This window comes from Demequina silvatica, from assembly GCF_000971215.1.
GTDB lineage: Bacteria > Actinomycetota > Actinomycetes > Actinomycetales > Demequinaceae > Demequina > Demequina silvatica.
The window spans coordinates 760,605-776,666 of the sequence record NZ_BBMA01000002.1 but is presented as its reverse complement, the minus strand read 5'-3'; the positions used below and the strand labels follow the sequence as shown (position 1 = coordinate 776,666).

11 protein-coding genes are annotated in these 16,062 nt (G+C 71.8%); 9 read left to right on the top strand and 2 right to left on the bottom strand.

What is annotated here, in order from left to right:
* Nucleotides 1-34 precede the first annotated feature (34 nt).
* The 9 genes from AOM05_RS14555 to AOM05_RS03615 all read left to right on the top strand — a co-directional run bounded on the left by AOM05_RS14555 (nt 35) and on the right by AOM05_RS03615 (nt 13,265).
* Nucleotides 35-3,196 (top strand): lamin tail domain-containing protein, encoded by a 3,162-nt coding sequence (locus AOM05_RS14555; protein WP_062519512.1) that lies wholly within the window; start codon nt 35-37, stop codon nt 3,194-3,196.
* A 198-nt stretch (nt 3,197-3,394) separates the two neighbouring features.
* Nucleotides 3,395-4,423 (top strand): LacI family DNA-binding transcriptional regulator, encoded by a 1,029-nt coding sequence (locus tag AOM05_RS03650; protein ID WP_062519510.1) that lies wholly within the window; start codon nt 3,395-3,397, stop codon nt 4,421-4,423.
* A 113-nt stretch (nt 4,424-4,536) separates the two neighbouring features.
* Nucleotides 4,537-5,859 (top strand): ABC transporter substrate-binding protein, encoded by a 1,323-nt coding sequence (locus AOM05_RS03645; RefSeq protein ID WP_062519508.1) that lies wholly within the window; start codon nt 4,537-4,539, stop codon nt 5,857-5,859.
* Nucleotides 5,860-5,928: 69 nt separating this feature from the next.
* Nucleotides 5,929-6,894 (top strand): carbohydrate ABC transporter permease, encoded by a 966-nt coding sequence (locus AOM05_RS03640; RefSeq protein WP_062519507.1) that lies wholly within the window; start codon nt 5,929-5,931, stop codon nt 6,892-6,894.
* Between the two features lies 1 nt (nt 6,895).
* Nucleotides 6,896-7,789: a carbohydrate ABC transporter permease gene (locus AOM05_RS03635; RefSeq protein ID WP_062519504.1), complete on the top strand. Its 894-nt coding sequence runs from the start codon at nt 6,896-6,898 to the stop codon at nt 7,787-7,789.
* Nucleotides 7,786-10,056: an alpha-xylosidase gene (gene yicI, locus AOM05_RS03630; protein WP_062519503.1), complete on the top strand. Its 2,271-nt coding sequence runs from the start codon at nt 7,786-7,788 to the stop codon at nt 10,054-10,056. The genes AOM05_RS03635 and yicI overlap by 4 nt, the downstream gene beginning before the upstream one ends.
* A gap of 164 nt (nt 10,057-10,220) precedes the next feature.
* Nucleotides 10,221-11,438 (top strand): O-succinylhomoserine sulfhydrylase, encoded by a 1,218-nt coding sequence (gene metZ / locus AOM05_RS03625; RefSeq protein WP_062519501.1) that lies wholly within the window; start codon nt 10,221-10,223, stop codon nt 11,436-11,438.
* Between the two features lie 79 nt (nt 11,439-11,517).
* On the top strand, nt 11,518-12,123 hold the full coding sequence (locus AOM05_RS14390; protein WP_062519499.1) for a hypothetical protein: 606 nt from the start codon (nt 11,518-11,520) through the stop codon (nt 12,121-12,123).
* A complete protein-coding gene (locus AOM05_RS03615; protein ID WP_062519498.1) occupies nt 12,120-13,265 on the top strand; it encodes a PrsW family intramembrane metalloprotease in 1,146 nt (381 codons plus the stop codon). Before AOM05_RS14390 ends, AOM05_RS03615 begins: the two co-directional genes overlap by 4 nt.
* An 18-nt stretch (nt 13,266-13,283) precedes the next feature.
* Here the strand turns inward: AOM05_RS03615 and AOM05_RS03610 are convergent, their stop codons facing one another.
* Nucleotides 13,284-15,629 carry a heavy metal translocating P-type ATPase gene (locus AOM05_RS03610; protein ID WP_062519496.1) on the bottom strand — a complete coding sequence of 782 codons (2,346 nt, stop codon included), beginning with the start codon at nt 15,627-15,629 and terminating at the stop codon, nt 13,284-13,286.
* Nucleotides 15,630-15,638: 9 nt separating this feature from the next.
* On the bottom strand, nt 15,639-16,058 hold the full coding sequence (locus AOM05_RS03605) for a heavy metal-responsive transcriptional regulator (RefSeq protein WP_062519494.1): 420 nt from the start codon (nt 16,056-16,058) through the stop codon (nt 15,639-15,641).
* Nucleotides 16,059-16,062: the final 4 nt, after the last annotated feature.

Here is a 16,062-nt window from a genome sequence, read left to right as displayed (position 1 = left end):
TGGTAGTTCACACCCCAATGAACAGGTGGCACGGATGCACAGGCGCTCACGCGCGGCCGCAACGGCAGCGCTCACCCTAGCGATCGGGGGCCTTGCGGTCCCCGTCGCCCAGGCGGAGGACGGCGTCCTCCCCACCATCGCGATCAACGAGGTCGAGTCGAGCGGGGGCAGCCCCGTCGACTGGATCGAGCTGACCAACACGGGCGACGCTCCCGTCGACGTCTCGGGATGGATCCTCAAGGACAACGACGACGCGCGCACGCTCGCGATCGCACCCGCGACGGTCATCGCGCCGGGCGGCTTCCTCGCGGTGGACGTCGACGTGACCGGCGGGTTCGGGCTCGGCGGCGCGGACACCGCCCGCGTGTTCCTGGCCGACGGCACCACGCTCGTCGACTCGTACGCGTGGACCGCGCACGCGGACACCACCTACGGCCGCTGCCCCGACGGCGTCGGCGACTTCGCGACCACCGCATCGTCCACCAAGGGCGCCGCGAACGAATGCCCGGTGCCCGTGACCGTCGAGACCGCCCTCAAGGTCAACGAGGTCGAGTCCTCCGGCACCGCCGAGGTGCTGGGAGGCGCCGACTTCATCGAGCTCGTCAACACCGCGGACCAGCCGCTCGACGTCAACGGCGTGATCGTCATGGACGGCAAGATCGAGGACGCGGCGACGGACGCGTACACGCTCACGGGCCTCGACCCGATCCCCGCGGGCGGCTTCCTGGTGCTGAACGACGCGGAGCACTTCGCGTTCGGGCTCGGCAAGGGCGACACCGCCCAGCTGTTCTCCGCGGGCACCCCGCTCGAGGACATCGCGGCCGGCACCGCGACCCCCTTCGAGGCGTACACCTGGGGCGACGCCCACGCGCTGCAGACCTACGGCCGCTGCCCCGACGGCACCGGCGAGTTCGTCGACACCGCCGCCGCGACGCCCGGCGCCGCGAACGCGTGCGAGGTCGACCCCGTCGACCCGCCCGTCGAGGAGCCCGTCGAGCTGTCCACCACCCTCGCCATCAACGAGGTCGAGTCCAACGGCGACGACACCGACTGGGTGGAGGTCATGAACCTCACCGACGCGGACATCGACATCTCCGGCTGGGGAATCAAGGACAACGACGACACCCGCACCGACGTGGTCCCCGCGGGCTCCGTGGTCCCCGCCGGCGGCCTGCTGGTGATCGACCAGCAATCGGCCACCTACGCCGAGGGCTTCACGTTCGGCCTGGGCAACGGCGACATGTTCCGCCTCTACGACCTGTCCGGCACGCTGGTCGCGAAGACCACCTGGGACGCGCACGCGCTCGTGTCCTGGTCGCGCTGCCCCGACGGCACCGGCGACTGGATCGATGCGCCGTTCTCCACCAAGGGAGCGCCGAACAGCTGCTCGCTCCCGATCCGCATCAACGAGGTCGAGTCCAGCGGCGACGCGACGGACTGGGTCGAGCTCACCAACCTGGGCGCCTCCGCGGTGGACCTGGGCGGCGTCGTGATCAAGGATGACGACGACACCCACGCCTTCACCATCCCGGCAGGGACGATGCTCGGGTCGGGCGGGTTCGTGGCGTTCGACCTGGTCGACTTCGGGCTGGGCGGCGAGGACTCGGTACGTCTCTACGACGCGACCGGAGCGCTGCTGGACTCCTACGCGTGGGCGAGCCACGCCGGCACCACCTACGGCCGCTGCCCGGACGGCCTCGGCGACTTCGAGACCACCGCATCGTCCACCAAGGGCGCCGCGAACAGCTGCGCGGGCATCGTGAACGCGCTGCCGTGGCCCGGCGGCGCGGGCGTCGACGTGCTCGACGCGGAGCCCACCTTCGGCGGCGACATGTCCGGCATCGACTACGCGGACGGCACCCTGTGGGCCGTGCAGAACGGCGACGGGCTGCTCTACCGGATGACGCCCGCGGGCGAGATCACGGGCGAGTGGACCCTCACCTACCCGGGCGGCACCGGCACCGTGGACGCCGAGGGCGTGCACGTGGCCGCGGACGGCGCGGTCTACGTGTCCTCCGAGCGCGACAACTCGGCGTCGAGCGTGAGCCGCCCCGCGGTGCTGCGCTTCGAGGCGACGGGCACCTCCGGCACGCTGGTCGCGACCGACGAGTGGAACCTCGCGGCCGACTTCCCCGGCCTCGCCGCGAACGGCGGGCTCGAGGGCGTCACCTGGATCCCCGACGCCTGGCTGGTCGACGGCGGGCTGGTGGACGAGGCCACAGGTGCGGGCTACGACCCGGCGGGCCACCCGGGCCACGGCGACGGGCTCTACGTGGTCGCCGTCGAGGGCACCGCGAGCGCGTACGCCTACGCGCTGATGGCGGACGGCGGCTTCCAGCGCGTCGCGACCCTCTCGACCGAGGGCGTCGCGTTCTCCCTGGTGGCGGACGTGCAGTTCGACGCCGAGCGCTCGCAGCTGTGGGTGGTCTGCGACGAGGCCTGCGACGGCCGCATCGCGACGTACACCCTGGTCGACGGCGCCTTCGAGGCGTCGGCGCTCTACGAGCGGCCCGCCGGGACGGCCAACATCGCGAACGAGGGCTTCGCGGTCGCGGACTCGACGCTGTGCGTCGACGGCGCGGTCCCGACGTTCTACGTCGACGACGCGGACACGGACGGCTTCTCGCTGCGTTCCGGCACCCTGCCGTGCGTGGACGCGGTGGAGCCGGGCCTGGTGCCGGGTGCCGTCGCGGTGACCGGCAAGGTCCGCGTGGGCTCGACGCTCACTGCCTCGACCGAGGGCTGGCCCGCCGGTGCGACGCTGGCGTACCAGTGGCGCGTGGCCGGCAAGGCCGTCAGCGGCGCGACCAAGGCGACCTTCACGCCCAAGGGCGGGGCGGTCGGCCGCAACGTCACGGTGCGCGTCACCGCGACGCTCGGCGACCTCGCGCCGGTCGCGCGGACCTCGGCGCCCGTGACCGTGAAGGCGGGCGTGCTCGAGGCGGGCCACGTGCGCATCACCGGCACGCGCGCCGACGGCTCGACCCTCAAGGCGGCGGTCCGCGAGTGGCCCGCCACCGCGCGCCTCACCTACCAGTGGCGCGCGAACGGGAAGGCCATCCCGGGGGCGACGTACACGTCGCTCAAGGTGACCCCGAGGCTCGAGGGCGCGCGTATCACCGTCAAGGTGACCGCGAAGAGGTGGGGCTACACCCCGGTGTCGAAGGTCTCGGCGAGAACCGCCGCGATCGGCTGACGCCACCGCACCGACGGCGCCCCGTCCCTCCTCCGCGAGGGGCGGGGCGCCGTCGCGTCCGGCCGCGGGAACATCACGATTCGGTAACCCGGCTTGCTTTGTTGCGGCGACCAACATAACGTCATGCACGCAACAACCGTCGAAGCGCTTCGAAACCCAAGCGCCCGCACGGGAACCGACGAGGACGATGGAGTCGACATGGCGACGATCGCAGACGTGGCGCAGGCCGCGGGCGTGTCGATCAGCACCGTGTCCTACGCGCTCTCGGGCAAGCGCTCGATCAAGCCCGACACCCGCGCCCGCGTCCTCGCCGTCGCGAGCGAGCTCGGCTACCTCCCCCACGCGAGCGCCCGCATGCTCGCCGCGCACCGCTCGCACATCATCGCGGTGAGCGAGCCCGTCCACCCCGACACCGACGACGCCGCGCACATGGCCTTCGCCATGCAGACCACGCGCGTCGCCCGCGAGCACAACTACGACACCCTGCTGCTGGTGCACGACGACGCGCTCGAGGGCATGCGCCGCTCCGCCGCGACGCAGCTCGCGGACGGGATCGTGGTCCTCGACGTGGATGAGGACGATGCGCGGGTCCCGCTGGCACGCACGCTCGACTGCCCCACGGTGTTCGTGGGCCTGCCCGCTGACACCGAGGGCCTGGTGTGCGTCGACCTCAACTTCGAGGCCGCCGCGCGGCAGGCCGTCGACCGGCTGGTCGACGCGGGCCACCGCCAGATCGGGCTGATCTCCCACCGCCTCGAGACCATCGAGCGCGGCTCCAACTTCCCCCGCCGCGTGCTGCGCGCGTTCGCCGAGCGCTGCGAGGAGCGGGGCGTCCGTCACGCGGTGACGCACCCCAACGGCCACACGGCCGACGGCAGCGTGCGCCGCCTGCTCGAGCAGCTCCCCGAGCTCGACGGGATCGTGCTCAACACCACCGCAGATGTGGCCTCGTCGCTGTCCGCGATCCTCGCGACCCGCGGCCTCGAGGTCCCCCGCGACGTCTCGGTCATCGCGACCGGCGTCAGCTTCACCACGGCGCGGTTCGCCGTGCCGTTCGACACCATGCCGCTCGATGCCCGCGCATCGTGCACCGCCGCCATGGACCTCCTGGTCAAGGCGATCGACGGCGGGGACCGCACCCCCCGCATCGTCCTCATCCCCCCCACCTACATCGACCACGGCTCGGTGATCGCCCGCGCGGCCGCCGACCCGACCCCCGGGGTCTGACCTCACCAGGGCATCCCCCACGCACGCGCATCGTCGAAGCGCTTCGAAAGCGGCGCCGCAGACTGCGCACACCATCGGCCCCCGGGCCTCGACAAGGAAGCAGGAATCGGACAATGAAGTACCGCATCACAGCAGCCACCGCCGTGCTCGCGGCCGGCGCGCTCAGCCTCACCGCATGCTCGTCCGGAGACGGCGGCGATGGCGGATCCTCCGGCGCTCCGGCGGACGGCGACTACACCGGCGAGACCCTCACCGTCATGCACTACGAGGGCGAGGAGTCCGCGATGGGCAAGGCATGGAACCTCGCCATCGAGATCTTCGAGGAGGAGACCGGCGCGACCGTCGACCTCCAGACCACCGCCTTCGAGGACCTCAACGCCTCCGCTCAGCAGCTGTTCGACTCCTCGGACGCGCCCGACGTGTCCGAGTACAACAAGGGCAACGGCACCGCCGGCCAGCTGGCCGCGACCGGCGTGATCCTGCCGCTCGACGAGGCGTACGAGACCTACGGCTGGGCCGACAAGCTCAGCGCGGGCATCGACACCATCGCCAAGTACGACGAGAACGGCGTGATGGGCTCGGGCAGCTGGTACGGCGTGCCGAACTACGGCGAGTTCGTGTTCCTGTACTTCAACCAGGACATGTTCGACGAGTACGGCATCGAGGTCCCCACGGACGCGGCCGGCATCGAGGCCGCGATGCAGGCGTTCGTCGACGAGGGCGTCACGCCGCTCACCACCTCCGCGCAGGAGTACCCCATGGGCCAGCTCTGGTACCAGCTCGCGCTGAGCCAGGCCGACCGCTCGTGGGTCGACGCGTACCAGCTGTACACCGAGGAGGTCGACTGGACCGGCCCCGAGGTCTCCTACGCCTCCGGCACGCTCGAGGACTGGGTGGGCAAGGGCTACATCAGCAAGGACGCCTCGGGCATGACCGCCGAGGACGCGGGCCTCGCGTTCATCAACGGCGACGCGCCCATGTTCTACTCCGGCTCCTGGTGGTACGGCCGCATGCTCGAGGACGTCACCGACTTCGAGTTCGGCATCGCCAACTGGCCCGACACCACGCTGACCCCGGGCTCCGGCGGCAACATCTGGGTGGTCCCGGTCGAGTCCAAGCAGCCCGAGCTGGCCGAGGTGTTCATCGACATCACCATGCGTCCCGAGGTCCAGGCGCTGCTGGGCGAGTCCGGCGGCCTGCCGGTCGCGGCCGACACCGCCGACATCACCGACCCCGACGCGCAGAAGCTCATCGAGCTCTTCAACGAGGTCAACGAGCGTGACGGCCTGTCCTTCTACCCCGACTGGCCGACGCCCACCTTCTACGGCGACCTCAACTCCGTGATGCAGGGCATCGTCAACGGCGACGTCACCGCCGACGAGGCGAACACGCAGCTCATGGACTACTACGAGAGCTACGTGGCGGACCTCCGCTAGTCGCCACCCTCATCGAGGCGGGGGTCCGGGTCCACGCGGCCCGGGCCCCCGCCGGAGACGGAACCCCTCATGACCTCCACCCCGCAGCGCGTCCGCCCGCGCCGAACCGACGAGCCCGCCCGCATCCCGCAGCGCGACCGCGGCAAGCTCGGCTACTGGCTGCACCTCATCCCCGGCGCGCTGCTCGTCGGGCTGGTGATCTTCTACCCCATCGTCCGCAACGTCCGCCTCAGCTTCTTCCACTGGCGCGGCGGCCGGGCCCCCGAGTACTTCGCGGGGCTCGAGAACTGGGTGGCCCTGTTCTCCGACCAGGAGTTCCTGCAGTCGTTCAAGAACATCCTCCTGGTCATCATCGCCATGGTGATCGTGCCCACCCTGCTGGGCCTCGTCATCGCCGCGCTGCTGTTCGACGTGGTGGGCCGCCGGTTCGGCGCCCGCCTCTCCAGCTTCCTCCGCGCGACCTATTACCTTCCCCAGATCCTGCCCATCGCCGTCGCCGGCGTGATGTTCAGCTGGATCCTCAAGCCCAACTCCGACGGCGTCCTCAACCAGTTCCTCACGGTCCTCACGGGCAGCGAGGTCGAGATCAACTGGCTCGGGGGCCAGTACTCGACCGCCATGGCGTCCGTGATGGTGCTGATGATCTGGATCCAGATCGGCTACCCCGTGGTGATCTTCATGGCGGCCCTCCAGCGCGTCGACCCGCAGCTGTACGAGGCCGCGGAGCTCGACGGCGCGAACTGGTTCCAGCGCTTCCGCGCGATCACGCTGCCGATGATCCAGCCCGAGGTGTTCGTGGTGGCCCTCACCACCACCATCGCGGCCCTCAAGGTGTTCGCGCCGGTGTTCATCCTCACCAACGGCGGACCCTCGAAGTCCACGTACGTGCCCAGCTTCTACGCGTACCAGGAGTTCATCCGCGGCACGGACAAGGGCTACGCCGCGACCATCGCCTCCGCCATCACGATCCTCGTGGTCGTGGTCGCCATCATCTTCATCCGCGTGCAGAACCGCGCCGAGCGAAAGGAAGCCTGACATGACCGCCGTCGCCCAGGCCCCCGCGCCCGCCCCCTCCGAGGGCGGCAAGGACCGCCGCAACAAGGCGCGCCCCCGCACCCCCGCCGAGTGGGTCATGCTCGTGCTCGCCGTCCTCGGCGCGCTCGCGATCGTGTTCCCGATGCTCCTGCTGCTGCTCAACGCCTTCAAGTCGCCCCAGGACTACGCGAACTCCGGCCCGCTCGAGCTGCCTCAGGCGCTCAGCTTCGAGGGCATCAAGACGTTCTGGGAGACCCAGAACTTCCCGCGCGCGCTGTGGAACTCGATCTTCATCTCCACGATGGTGTCGATCATCGCGGTCGTGATCTCGGTGCTGAACTCGTTCGCGATCGGCATCGGTCGCGTGCGCGGCCGCACCTGGATCGTGCTGGTGTTCCTCATGGCCAACCTGGTCCCCCAGGAGATGCTGTTCGACCCGCTGTTCCAGCTGTACGACGACATGGGCCTGCTCTCCAACCCGTGGTCGGTGATCCTCACGTTCGTGGTGATCCAGTCGGCGTTCGGCACCTACCTGCTGTCCTCGCTGCTCGGGACCTTCCCCAAGGAGATCCTCGAGGCGGCGTCCGTGGACGGCGCGACCCGCTGGCGCACGCTCCGCTCCGTGATCGTGCCGATCGTCCGCCCGACGCTCTCGGTCCTCATGGTGTTCTTCTTCATCTGGACGTGGAACGAGTTCCTGCTCCCGTTGGCCTTCCTCAACACGTCCGATTCGCTCACGGTGCCGCTGCTGCTCGAGCAGCTCAACGGCGAGCGTCAGACGGACACCACCACCCTGATCGCGGGCACGCTCATCAGCATCATCCCGACGATCATCTTCTTCCTCATCTTCCAGCGCACCCTCACGCGCGGCATCACGGCAGGAGCAGTGAAGTGAAGTTCACCGACGGATTCTGGCTGCGGCGTCCCGGCGTCGACGCGCTGTACGCGGAGGAGGCCTACGACATCGAGGCCGCGGGCGACGCGCTCGTGGTCACGGCCCCGACCCGCGTCATCCATTCGCGCGGCGACACCCTCAACCGCGCCGTCCTCACCGTCACCCTGTCCTCGCCGCTCGACGGCGTGGTCAAGGTCCGGATCGACCACCATCAGGGCGCGCGCCGCTCCCCCGGCTTCCGGATGCCCGGCGCCGTCGAGGGCGCGGGCACGGTGACGGTGGACGATGCGGGGGGCACCCTGACCTCCGGGCGCCTCACCGCGCGGGTCGCCCCGGGCGCGCCGTGGAGGCTCGACTTCGAGGTCGACGGCGAGCGCATCACGGGCTCGGGCCACCACTCGGTCGGCTACATGCGGCTGGACAAGGACGCCCCCGTGCCCGCGGAACCCGCCGGCGTCTCCGGCTACTCCGAGACCGGGCTCGCCCCGCATCGTGCCTACGTCCACGAGCAGCTGGACCTGGGCGTCGGGGAGACCATCTACGGGCTCGGCGAGCGCTTCGGGCCGTTCGTGAAGAACGGCCAGAGCGTCGACATCTGGAACGCGGACGGCGGCACCAGCTCGGAGCAGGCGTACAAGTCCATCCCGTTCTACCTCTCCTCCAAGGGGTACGGCGTGCTGGTCAACCACCCCGAGCACGTGAGCTTCGAGGTGGGCTCGGAGGCGGTCGAGCGCGTGCAGTTCTCGACGGCCGGCGAGTCGCTCGAGTACCTGGTGTTCGCGGGCCCGACGCCCGCCGAGGCGGTCGAGCGCTACACCGCGCTGCTGGGCCGCCCGCCGCGCGTGCCCGCGTGGTCGTTCGGGCTGTGGCTGTCGACGTCGTTCACCACGCAGTACGACGAGGAGACCGTCGCGTCCTTCGTCGACGGCATGCGCGAGCGCGACCTCCCGCTGTCGGTGTTCCACTACGACTGCTTCTGGATGCGCGAGTTCAACTGGACGGACGGCGTGTGGGACGAGCGCGTGTTCCCCGACCCCGACCTCATGCTCAAGCGGATGCACGAGGACAAGGACCTCCACGTCTCCGCGTGGATCAACCCGTACATCGCGCAGCGCGGCCGCATGTTCCGCGAGGGGATGGAGAAGGGCTACCTGGTCAAGCGCCCCGACGGCTCCGTGTGGCAGTGGGACCAGTGGCAGGCCGGCATGGCGCTCGTGGACTTCACGAACCCCGAGGCGCGGACCTGGTTCCAGGAGTTCGTGCGGACCCTGGTGCGCCAGGGCGTCGACGCGATCAAGACCGACTTCGGCGAGCGCATCCCCACGGACGTGGTCTGGCACGACGGCTCGGCGCCCGAGACCATGCACAACCTCTACACGCAGCTGTACAACGAGGCCGTGTGGGAGGCGCTGGTCGGCGAGAAGGGCGAGGGCAACGCGGTCCTGTTCGCGCGCTCCGCGACCGCCGGTGGGCAGACCATGCCGGTGCACTGGGGCGGCGACAACTCGTCGTCCTACGTGTCGATGGCGGAGACGCTGCGCGGCGGGCTGTCGCTCATGAGCTCGGGCTTCGGGTACTGGAGCCACGACATCGGCGGCTTCGAGGGCACCCCCGACGCGGGCGTGTTCAAGCGCTGGCTCGCGTTCGGCCTCATGTCCTCGCACTCACGGCTGCACGGCTCGAGCTCGTACCGGGTGCCGTGGGCGTTCGACGAGGAGGCGGTGGACGTCACCCGCGTCTTCACCACCCTCAAGCTGTCGCTCATGCCGTACCTCTACGCCGCCTCGGTGCAGACCGCGGAGACCGGCGTACCGATGATGCGACCCATGTTCCTCGCGTTCCCCGGCGACCCCGCCACGCAGCACCTCGACCGGCAGTACATGCTGGGCGACTCACTGCTGGTCGCGCCGGTGATGTCGGAGTCGGGCCAGGTGGACCTCTACCTCCCCGAGGGCGAATGGACGTCGCTGCTCACGGGCGAGCGCGTCGCGGGCGGCCGGTGGGTGCGCGAGACGCACGGCTACCGGTCGATGCCGCTGTACGTCCGTCCCGGCACCGTGCTCGCGCGCGGCACCCGCGACGACCGCCCCGACTACGACTACCTCACGGACGTCGAGCTCGTCGTCTACCCGGGTGGCGCCCCCGAGCGGGAGCTCACCCTCCACTCGTCCGATGGCTCGAGCGACACCGTCACCGTCGTGTCCCGCGACGGCTCGCTCACGGCCACCGGCGCCTCCGGCCGCACCTACGCGGTCCGGGAGGCCTGAGGGGGGACGATGTGCCTGGCCGGGTCCCACTCCTTGCCCGGCCGGCGCATCGTCCCACGCCTTTCCCCACCCCTCACGCGCCATGGGGAAGCCAGCGACGCTCCCGCGACATCTCAACTTCCTGTGGGGAGCTGAGCGACGCCCGCACTGGGTAGCCTGAGCCCATGACCTCGGAAGACGCCCCGCAGCTCCGTCCCGACACCCTCGCCGTCCGCGCCGGCCACGTGCGCAGCCCGTTCGACGAGATGTCCGAGGCGATCTTCATGACGCAGGGCTACGTCTACCCGACGGCACGCGAAGCCGAGGCCGCGTTCGCGGGCGAGATCGACCGCTACCAGTACTCGCGCTACGCGAACCCCACGGTCACCATGTTCGAGACGCGCCTGGCCGCGATCGAGGGCGCCGAGGACTGCTTCGCCACCGCGACCGGCATGGCGGCGGTGTTCGTGAGCCTCGCCGCGATCCTGCGCCAGGGCGACCGCCTGGTGGCGTCGCGCGCGCTGTTCGGCACGTCGATCGCGACGTTCGACGAGTACTTCGCGGGTTGGGGCATCACGGTCGACTACGTCGACGGCCACGTCAACGAGGACTGGGACCGCGCGCTCGCCACCCCCGCGACCGCGGTGTTCTGCGAGTCCCCCACCAACCCCATGCAGGACGTGGTGGACCTGCGCCACGTGGCCGCCCGCGCCAAGGAGGCCGGCGCGCTGTTCATCGTCGACAACGTGTTCGCGACGCCGCTGGGCCAGAAGCCGCTCGAGCTGGGCGCGGACGCGGTGGTCTACTCCGCGACCAAGCACATCGACGGCCAGGGCCGCGTGCTGGGCGGCGCGGTGCTGGGCGCCAAGGAGTACGTCGACAAGGTGCGCCAGATGGTCCGCACCATGGGCGCCACCATGTCCCCGTTCACCGCGTGGATCCTCGGCAAGTCCCTCGAGACCCTGGCCGTCCGCGTGAAGGCGCAGGCCGCATCGGCCCTCGACCTCGCCGCCTGGCTCGAGGCGCACCCCAAGGTCGCGATCGCGCGCTACCCGCTGCTGCCGTCGCACCCCCAGCACGATCGCGCGAAGGCCCAGATGACCATGGGCGGCACGCTCGTCACCATCGACATCGCGCTCCCCGAGGGCGTCGACCCGCACGGCCCCGAGGCCAAGGCGGCCACCTTCCGCTTCCTCGACGCGCTCCAGGTGATCGACATCTCCAACAACCTCGGTGACGCCAAGTCGATCGCGACGCACCCGGCGACCACCACGCACCGCAAGCTCGGACCCGAGCGTCGCGCGGCCGTGGGCATGTGCGAGGCGACGGTGCGGCTCAGCATCGGCCTCGAGGACGTCGAGGACCTGCGCGAGGACCTCGCGCGGGCGCTCGACGCGATCTGACCAGCCGCGCCGTGCCGCCGCACGCGGACGCTCACGCACGCCAGGAGGCGGCACCGCGCCGCGTGCTAGCGTCGCGATCATGAGCAGCGGCGCAGCGTCCGCCGCTGGGGCGGACCCCTCGGGCCAGGCCCAGCCGCTCTCCGTGCGGCTCATCGGGCGCGGCTCCCTCGCGGGCGCGCTCGTGATCCTCGCCGTCGCGCTGGTCTACGCTGTCGCGCTGCCCGCGGTCGCACGGGAGATGTCCGCGCCCGCCCCGCCGCGGGTGGTCGACATCGGCGCGGGCGCGACCGTCACCACGTCCGAGGACTGGTCCGTCTCCGCCTCGCACCCCGGCATCACCACGCTCACCCAGGCGGGCGCGACCCTGTCGATCACGGCGCCGCACGCCTCGGCGCTCCACCCCGCCCAGGCCATCGAGACCGTCACCGACCAGTGGGTCGCGCAGGCACAGGAACAGGGCCAGGGAATCGTCGCGCCGCAGCCACGCGCGTTCACCACGGACGCGGGGGACGATGCGGCCACGGTCACGCTCCAGGAACCGTTGCAGACCCGGCAGGCCTGGGTGGTGTCCAACGGCGCCGAGCAGGTGCTGGTGCTGCTCACCGCGCCGCCCGCGGCGTGGGAGAGCACCAACGCGTCCGCCCAGTCGATCGTGCGGTCGCTGGGGTTCGGCGGGTCGCCGTGACCACGCCCGCGCGCACCCGCGGGGGCCTGCCGCGCCCGCGCACCAGCACGTTCATCGACACGCGCTCGTGGGTGTTCTGGTGCTCGATCGCGCTGGCGATCGCCGCGTTCGCGCAGGTCGCGCCGCTCATCCTCGAGTCGCTGCTCGCGAACCCCGCGTCCGGCGCGCTGTCCGCGGCGCTGTGGATCGCGTACGGCCTGGTGTTCGCCACCGCGGTGTACCTGCTCGAGCTCTACGAGCGCCGCCCCGTCGTCAACGTCCTCGGCGCCCTCGCGTGGGGGGCGATCGTCGCGGTGGGGGTGTCGCGCATCGGCGGACCCGCGATGCACACCATCGTGGGCGAGCGGCTGGGCGAGGACTCCCCGTGGATCTCCGCGATCGCCGCGCCGTTGGTCGAGGAGCCGCTCAAGGCGCTCGGGATCGTCGCCCTCGCGCTCATCCCCGGCGCCCGGATCCGGACGGTCGCGGACGGCGCGTTCTACGGCGCGATGGTGGGGCTGGGCTTCCAGGTGGTCGAGGGCTTCCTCTACACCGCGCGCACGGCGGCGCTGTCGGGCGACGCGATGGACATCGTGTGGCAGATGTTCGTGCTGCGCGGGATCGTGGCCGGGCTGTGGAGCCATGCGGCGTTCTCCGCGATCGCGGGCGCCGGAATCGCGTTCTTCTTCGTGTCCACCGCCGCCGCGTGGCGACGGTGGGGCGTGGCGCTGGGCTCGCTCGCGGCCGCGATGATCCTGCACGGCTTCCTCAACTCGCCCCTCATCCACGGCTCGCAGTTCACGGCGGCGCTCATCAAGGGCGTGCCGATCGTGATCGTGCTCGCGACCACAGTCCACGTGGGTCGGCTACGCGAGCGCGCCGTGTTCGCGCGCATGGCGCGGGTCACGGTGCCCGACTACCTGGTGAGCCCGGCGGACTTCGAGGTGCTGTCGACACGGAGCCGCCGCAGGCACGCGCGCGCCGACATGGGCGAGAGGCACGGCCCTCAGGCCGCCCGCGACCTGCACCGCCTCCAGCGCGCCCAGCTGGCGCTGCTGGTGGCGGCGCACACCGACGGGATGGTGTCCGCGCGGGCCGCGGACGCGGCGGGCCGGGTGACGGCGGCCCGCTCCGCGCTCGCGTGGTCGGTGGCGGGGCGCTGAGGCGCCCGCCCCGCACGCCTACCGCCGCGCGAAGCCCCGCAGCCGCAGCGAGTTGCCCACCACGAACAGGCTGGACGCGCCCATGGCGGCCGCCGCGATCATGGGGTCGAGCACGCCCATCGCCGCGAGCGGGATCGCCGCGACGTTGTAGGCGAACGCCCACACCAGGTTGCCGCGGATGGTGGCGTAGGTCCGCCGCGACAGCGCGATCGCGTCCGCCGCGGCCCGCGGGTCGCCACCCACCACCGTGAGGTCGGAGGCCTCGCGCGCCACGTCCGCGCCCGTGCCGATCGCGATGCCCAGGTTGGCCCGCGCGAGCGCCGGGGCGTCGTTCACGCCGTCGCCGACCATCGCGACGCGGTGCCCGCCCTCCTGCAGCGAGACGATCACGTCCTCCTTGTCGCCCGGCAGCACCTCCGCGATGACGCGGTCGATCCCGAGCTCCGCGCCCACGGCCTCGGCGGCGCGGCGGTTGTCGCCGGTGAGCAGCACCACGTCGACGCCGAGCGCGCGCAGCGCCTCCACGGCCTCCGGTGCGGTGTCCTTGATCCGGTCGCGCACGGCGATGGCCACCTCCGCGACCAGCGCGGCGCGGGTGAGGGTGGACGATGCGCCGGCCGGGTCTCCCCCGCCGCCCAGCAGTCCCCCGCCCAGCGGCGCGGCCCGTCCGGCGAACACCACGGTCTCGCCCCGCGACTCGCGCTCGCGCGCCCACTCCTCGAGCTCGCCGGGCAGCGAGTCGAAGAGCCGCCGCGAGCCCACGCTCACGTCCGCGTTCGCGCCATCCGCGCCGGCGTCGCGCACGGTCGCGGTGACGCCCTGACCGGGGGTGGAGCGGAAGCCCTTGAGCGGGATCCGCCCCTCCCGGGACGCCGCGACGGCGGCGGCCACGGGGTGCTCGGAGCGTGCCTCGACCGAGGCGACCGCGTCGAGGAGGGTGCCCGCCGCATCGTCCCCCAGGCCGGGGGCGAAGGTCGAGGTGACCTCCATGCGTCCCTCGGTGACGGTGCCCGTCTTGTCGAGCACCACGGTCTCGAGCGAGCGCGCGTCCTCGAGGGCCTGCGCGCCGCGCACCAGGATGCCCAGCTGCGCGCCGCGGCCGGTGCCCACCATGATCGCGAGCGGCGTGGCGAGGCCCATGGCGCACGGGCAGCTGATGATGAGGACGGCGACGGCGGCGGTGATCGCGGCCGCGACGTCGCCCGTCACGGCGACCCACGCGAGCGCCGTCACCAGCGCGACCCCGATCACCGCGGGCACGAAGATCGCGGACACCCGGTCCGCGAGCCGCTGGATGCGGGCCTTGCCGGCCTGGGCCTCGTCGACCATGCGGGCGATCTGGGCCAGCATGGTCTCCTCGCCCACGCGCGTCGCCTCGACGGTGAGGGCGCCGTCCGCGGCGAGCGTGCCGCCCACCACCTCGGTGCCGGGGCCGGCCGCGACGGGCACGGGCTCGCCGGTGACCAGGCTCGCGTCGACGGCCGCGGAGCCCTCGACCACGATGCCGTCGGTCGCGATCGCCTCGCCGGGACGGACCAGGAAGCGCATACCCACGCCCAGCTCCTCGCGCGGGATCTCGGTGGCGTCCTCGAGCGTCACCGTGGGACTCTGGCGCGCGCCGAGCGCCCGGATCGCGTCGCCCGCGCGCGCCGTCGAGCGCACCTCGAGCCACTTGCCCAACAGGATCAGGCTGACGATCACGGCGCCGGTCTCGAAGTACACGTGCGCGTGGTCGGGCCCCGCGATCAGCGTCCACATGGACCACAGCCATGCGACGGACGTGCCCAGGCTCACCAGCGTGTCCATGGTGGTGGTGCGGTGCCGGGCGCCCTTCCACGCGGACACGTGGAACGGCCACGCGGACCACCAGATCACGGGCGTCGCGAGCAGCGCCGCCCACCACTCCCAGCCGTCGAACTGCAGGGCGGGGACCATCGAGACGAGCGCCACGGGGATCGCGAGCGCGGCGGCGACGAGGAAGCGGCGGCGGTAGTCGGTGATGCGGCGCTCGTCGTTGGCGGCCTGCGCGGCCGCCTCCTCCTCGCGCGTGGAGGGACGATGCGCGGTCACGGGGCCCTCGGCGTCCCCGCCACGGGTCGCGGGCCGGGTGAGGACCTGGTAGCCCAGGCCCGTGATCGCGGCCCGCATGGCGGCCTCGAGGTCCTCACGGTCGAGGGTGCCGTCAGGCAGCACGGTCGCACGCCGGGTCGCGATATTGACGGCGGCGGAGCCGACCCCGGGCAGGATGGCGAGGCCCTTCTGGATGCCGGTGGCGCAGCCCGCGCAGGTCATGCCGCCCACCGCGAGGTCGATCGCGGGCTCGGCGGGCGTCTCGGGGGCCTCGGAGGCCGTGTCGGTGCTCATGCGGGCAGGCTAGACCTTGCCCTCGGCGGGAAGGTCAAGCGCGAGGACCTGGCAGCGGTGCGGGTCGGTGCATTCGGCCGGGTCGAGCGCCTCGGCGCGGCGCGACAGCGCGGTGAGCTCCGCCTTCGCGGCGAGCAGGCTCGCGATCTGCGCGTCGATGTCCCTGAGGTGGCGCGCGACGGTGGCGCGGGAGTGCTCGCAGGTGCTCTCGCCGCGGTCCTTCATGTCGAGGATGTCGCCCGCCTCCGCGAGCGTGAGGCCCGAGGCCTGCGCGTCGCGGACGAACCTGAGGCGGTCGAGCGCCTCGTCGCCGTACTCCCGGTAACCGTTGGTGCGGCGCTGCGGCTCGGGCAGCAGCCCGATGCTCTCGTAGTAGCGGACGGTCTTGGCGGTGACGCCCCCGAGCGAGGCGAGCTCTCCGATCTTCATCGTT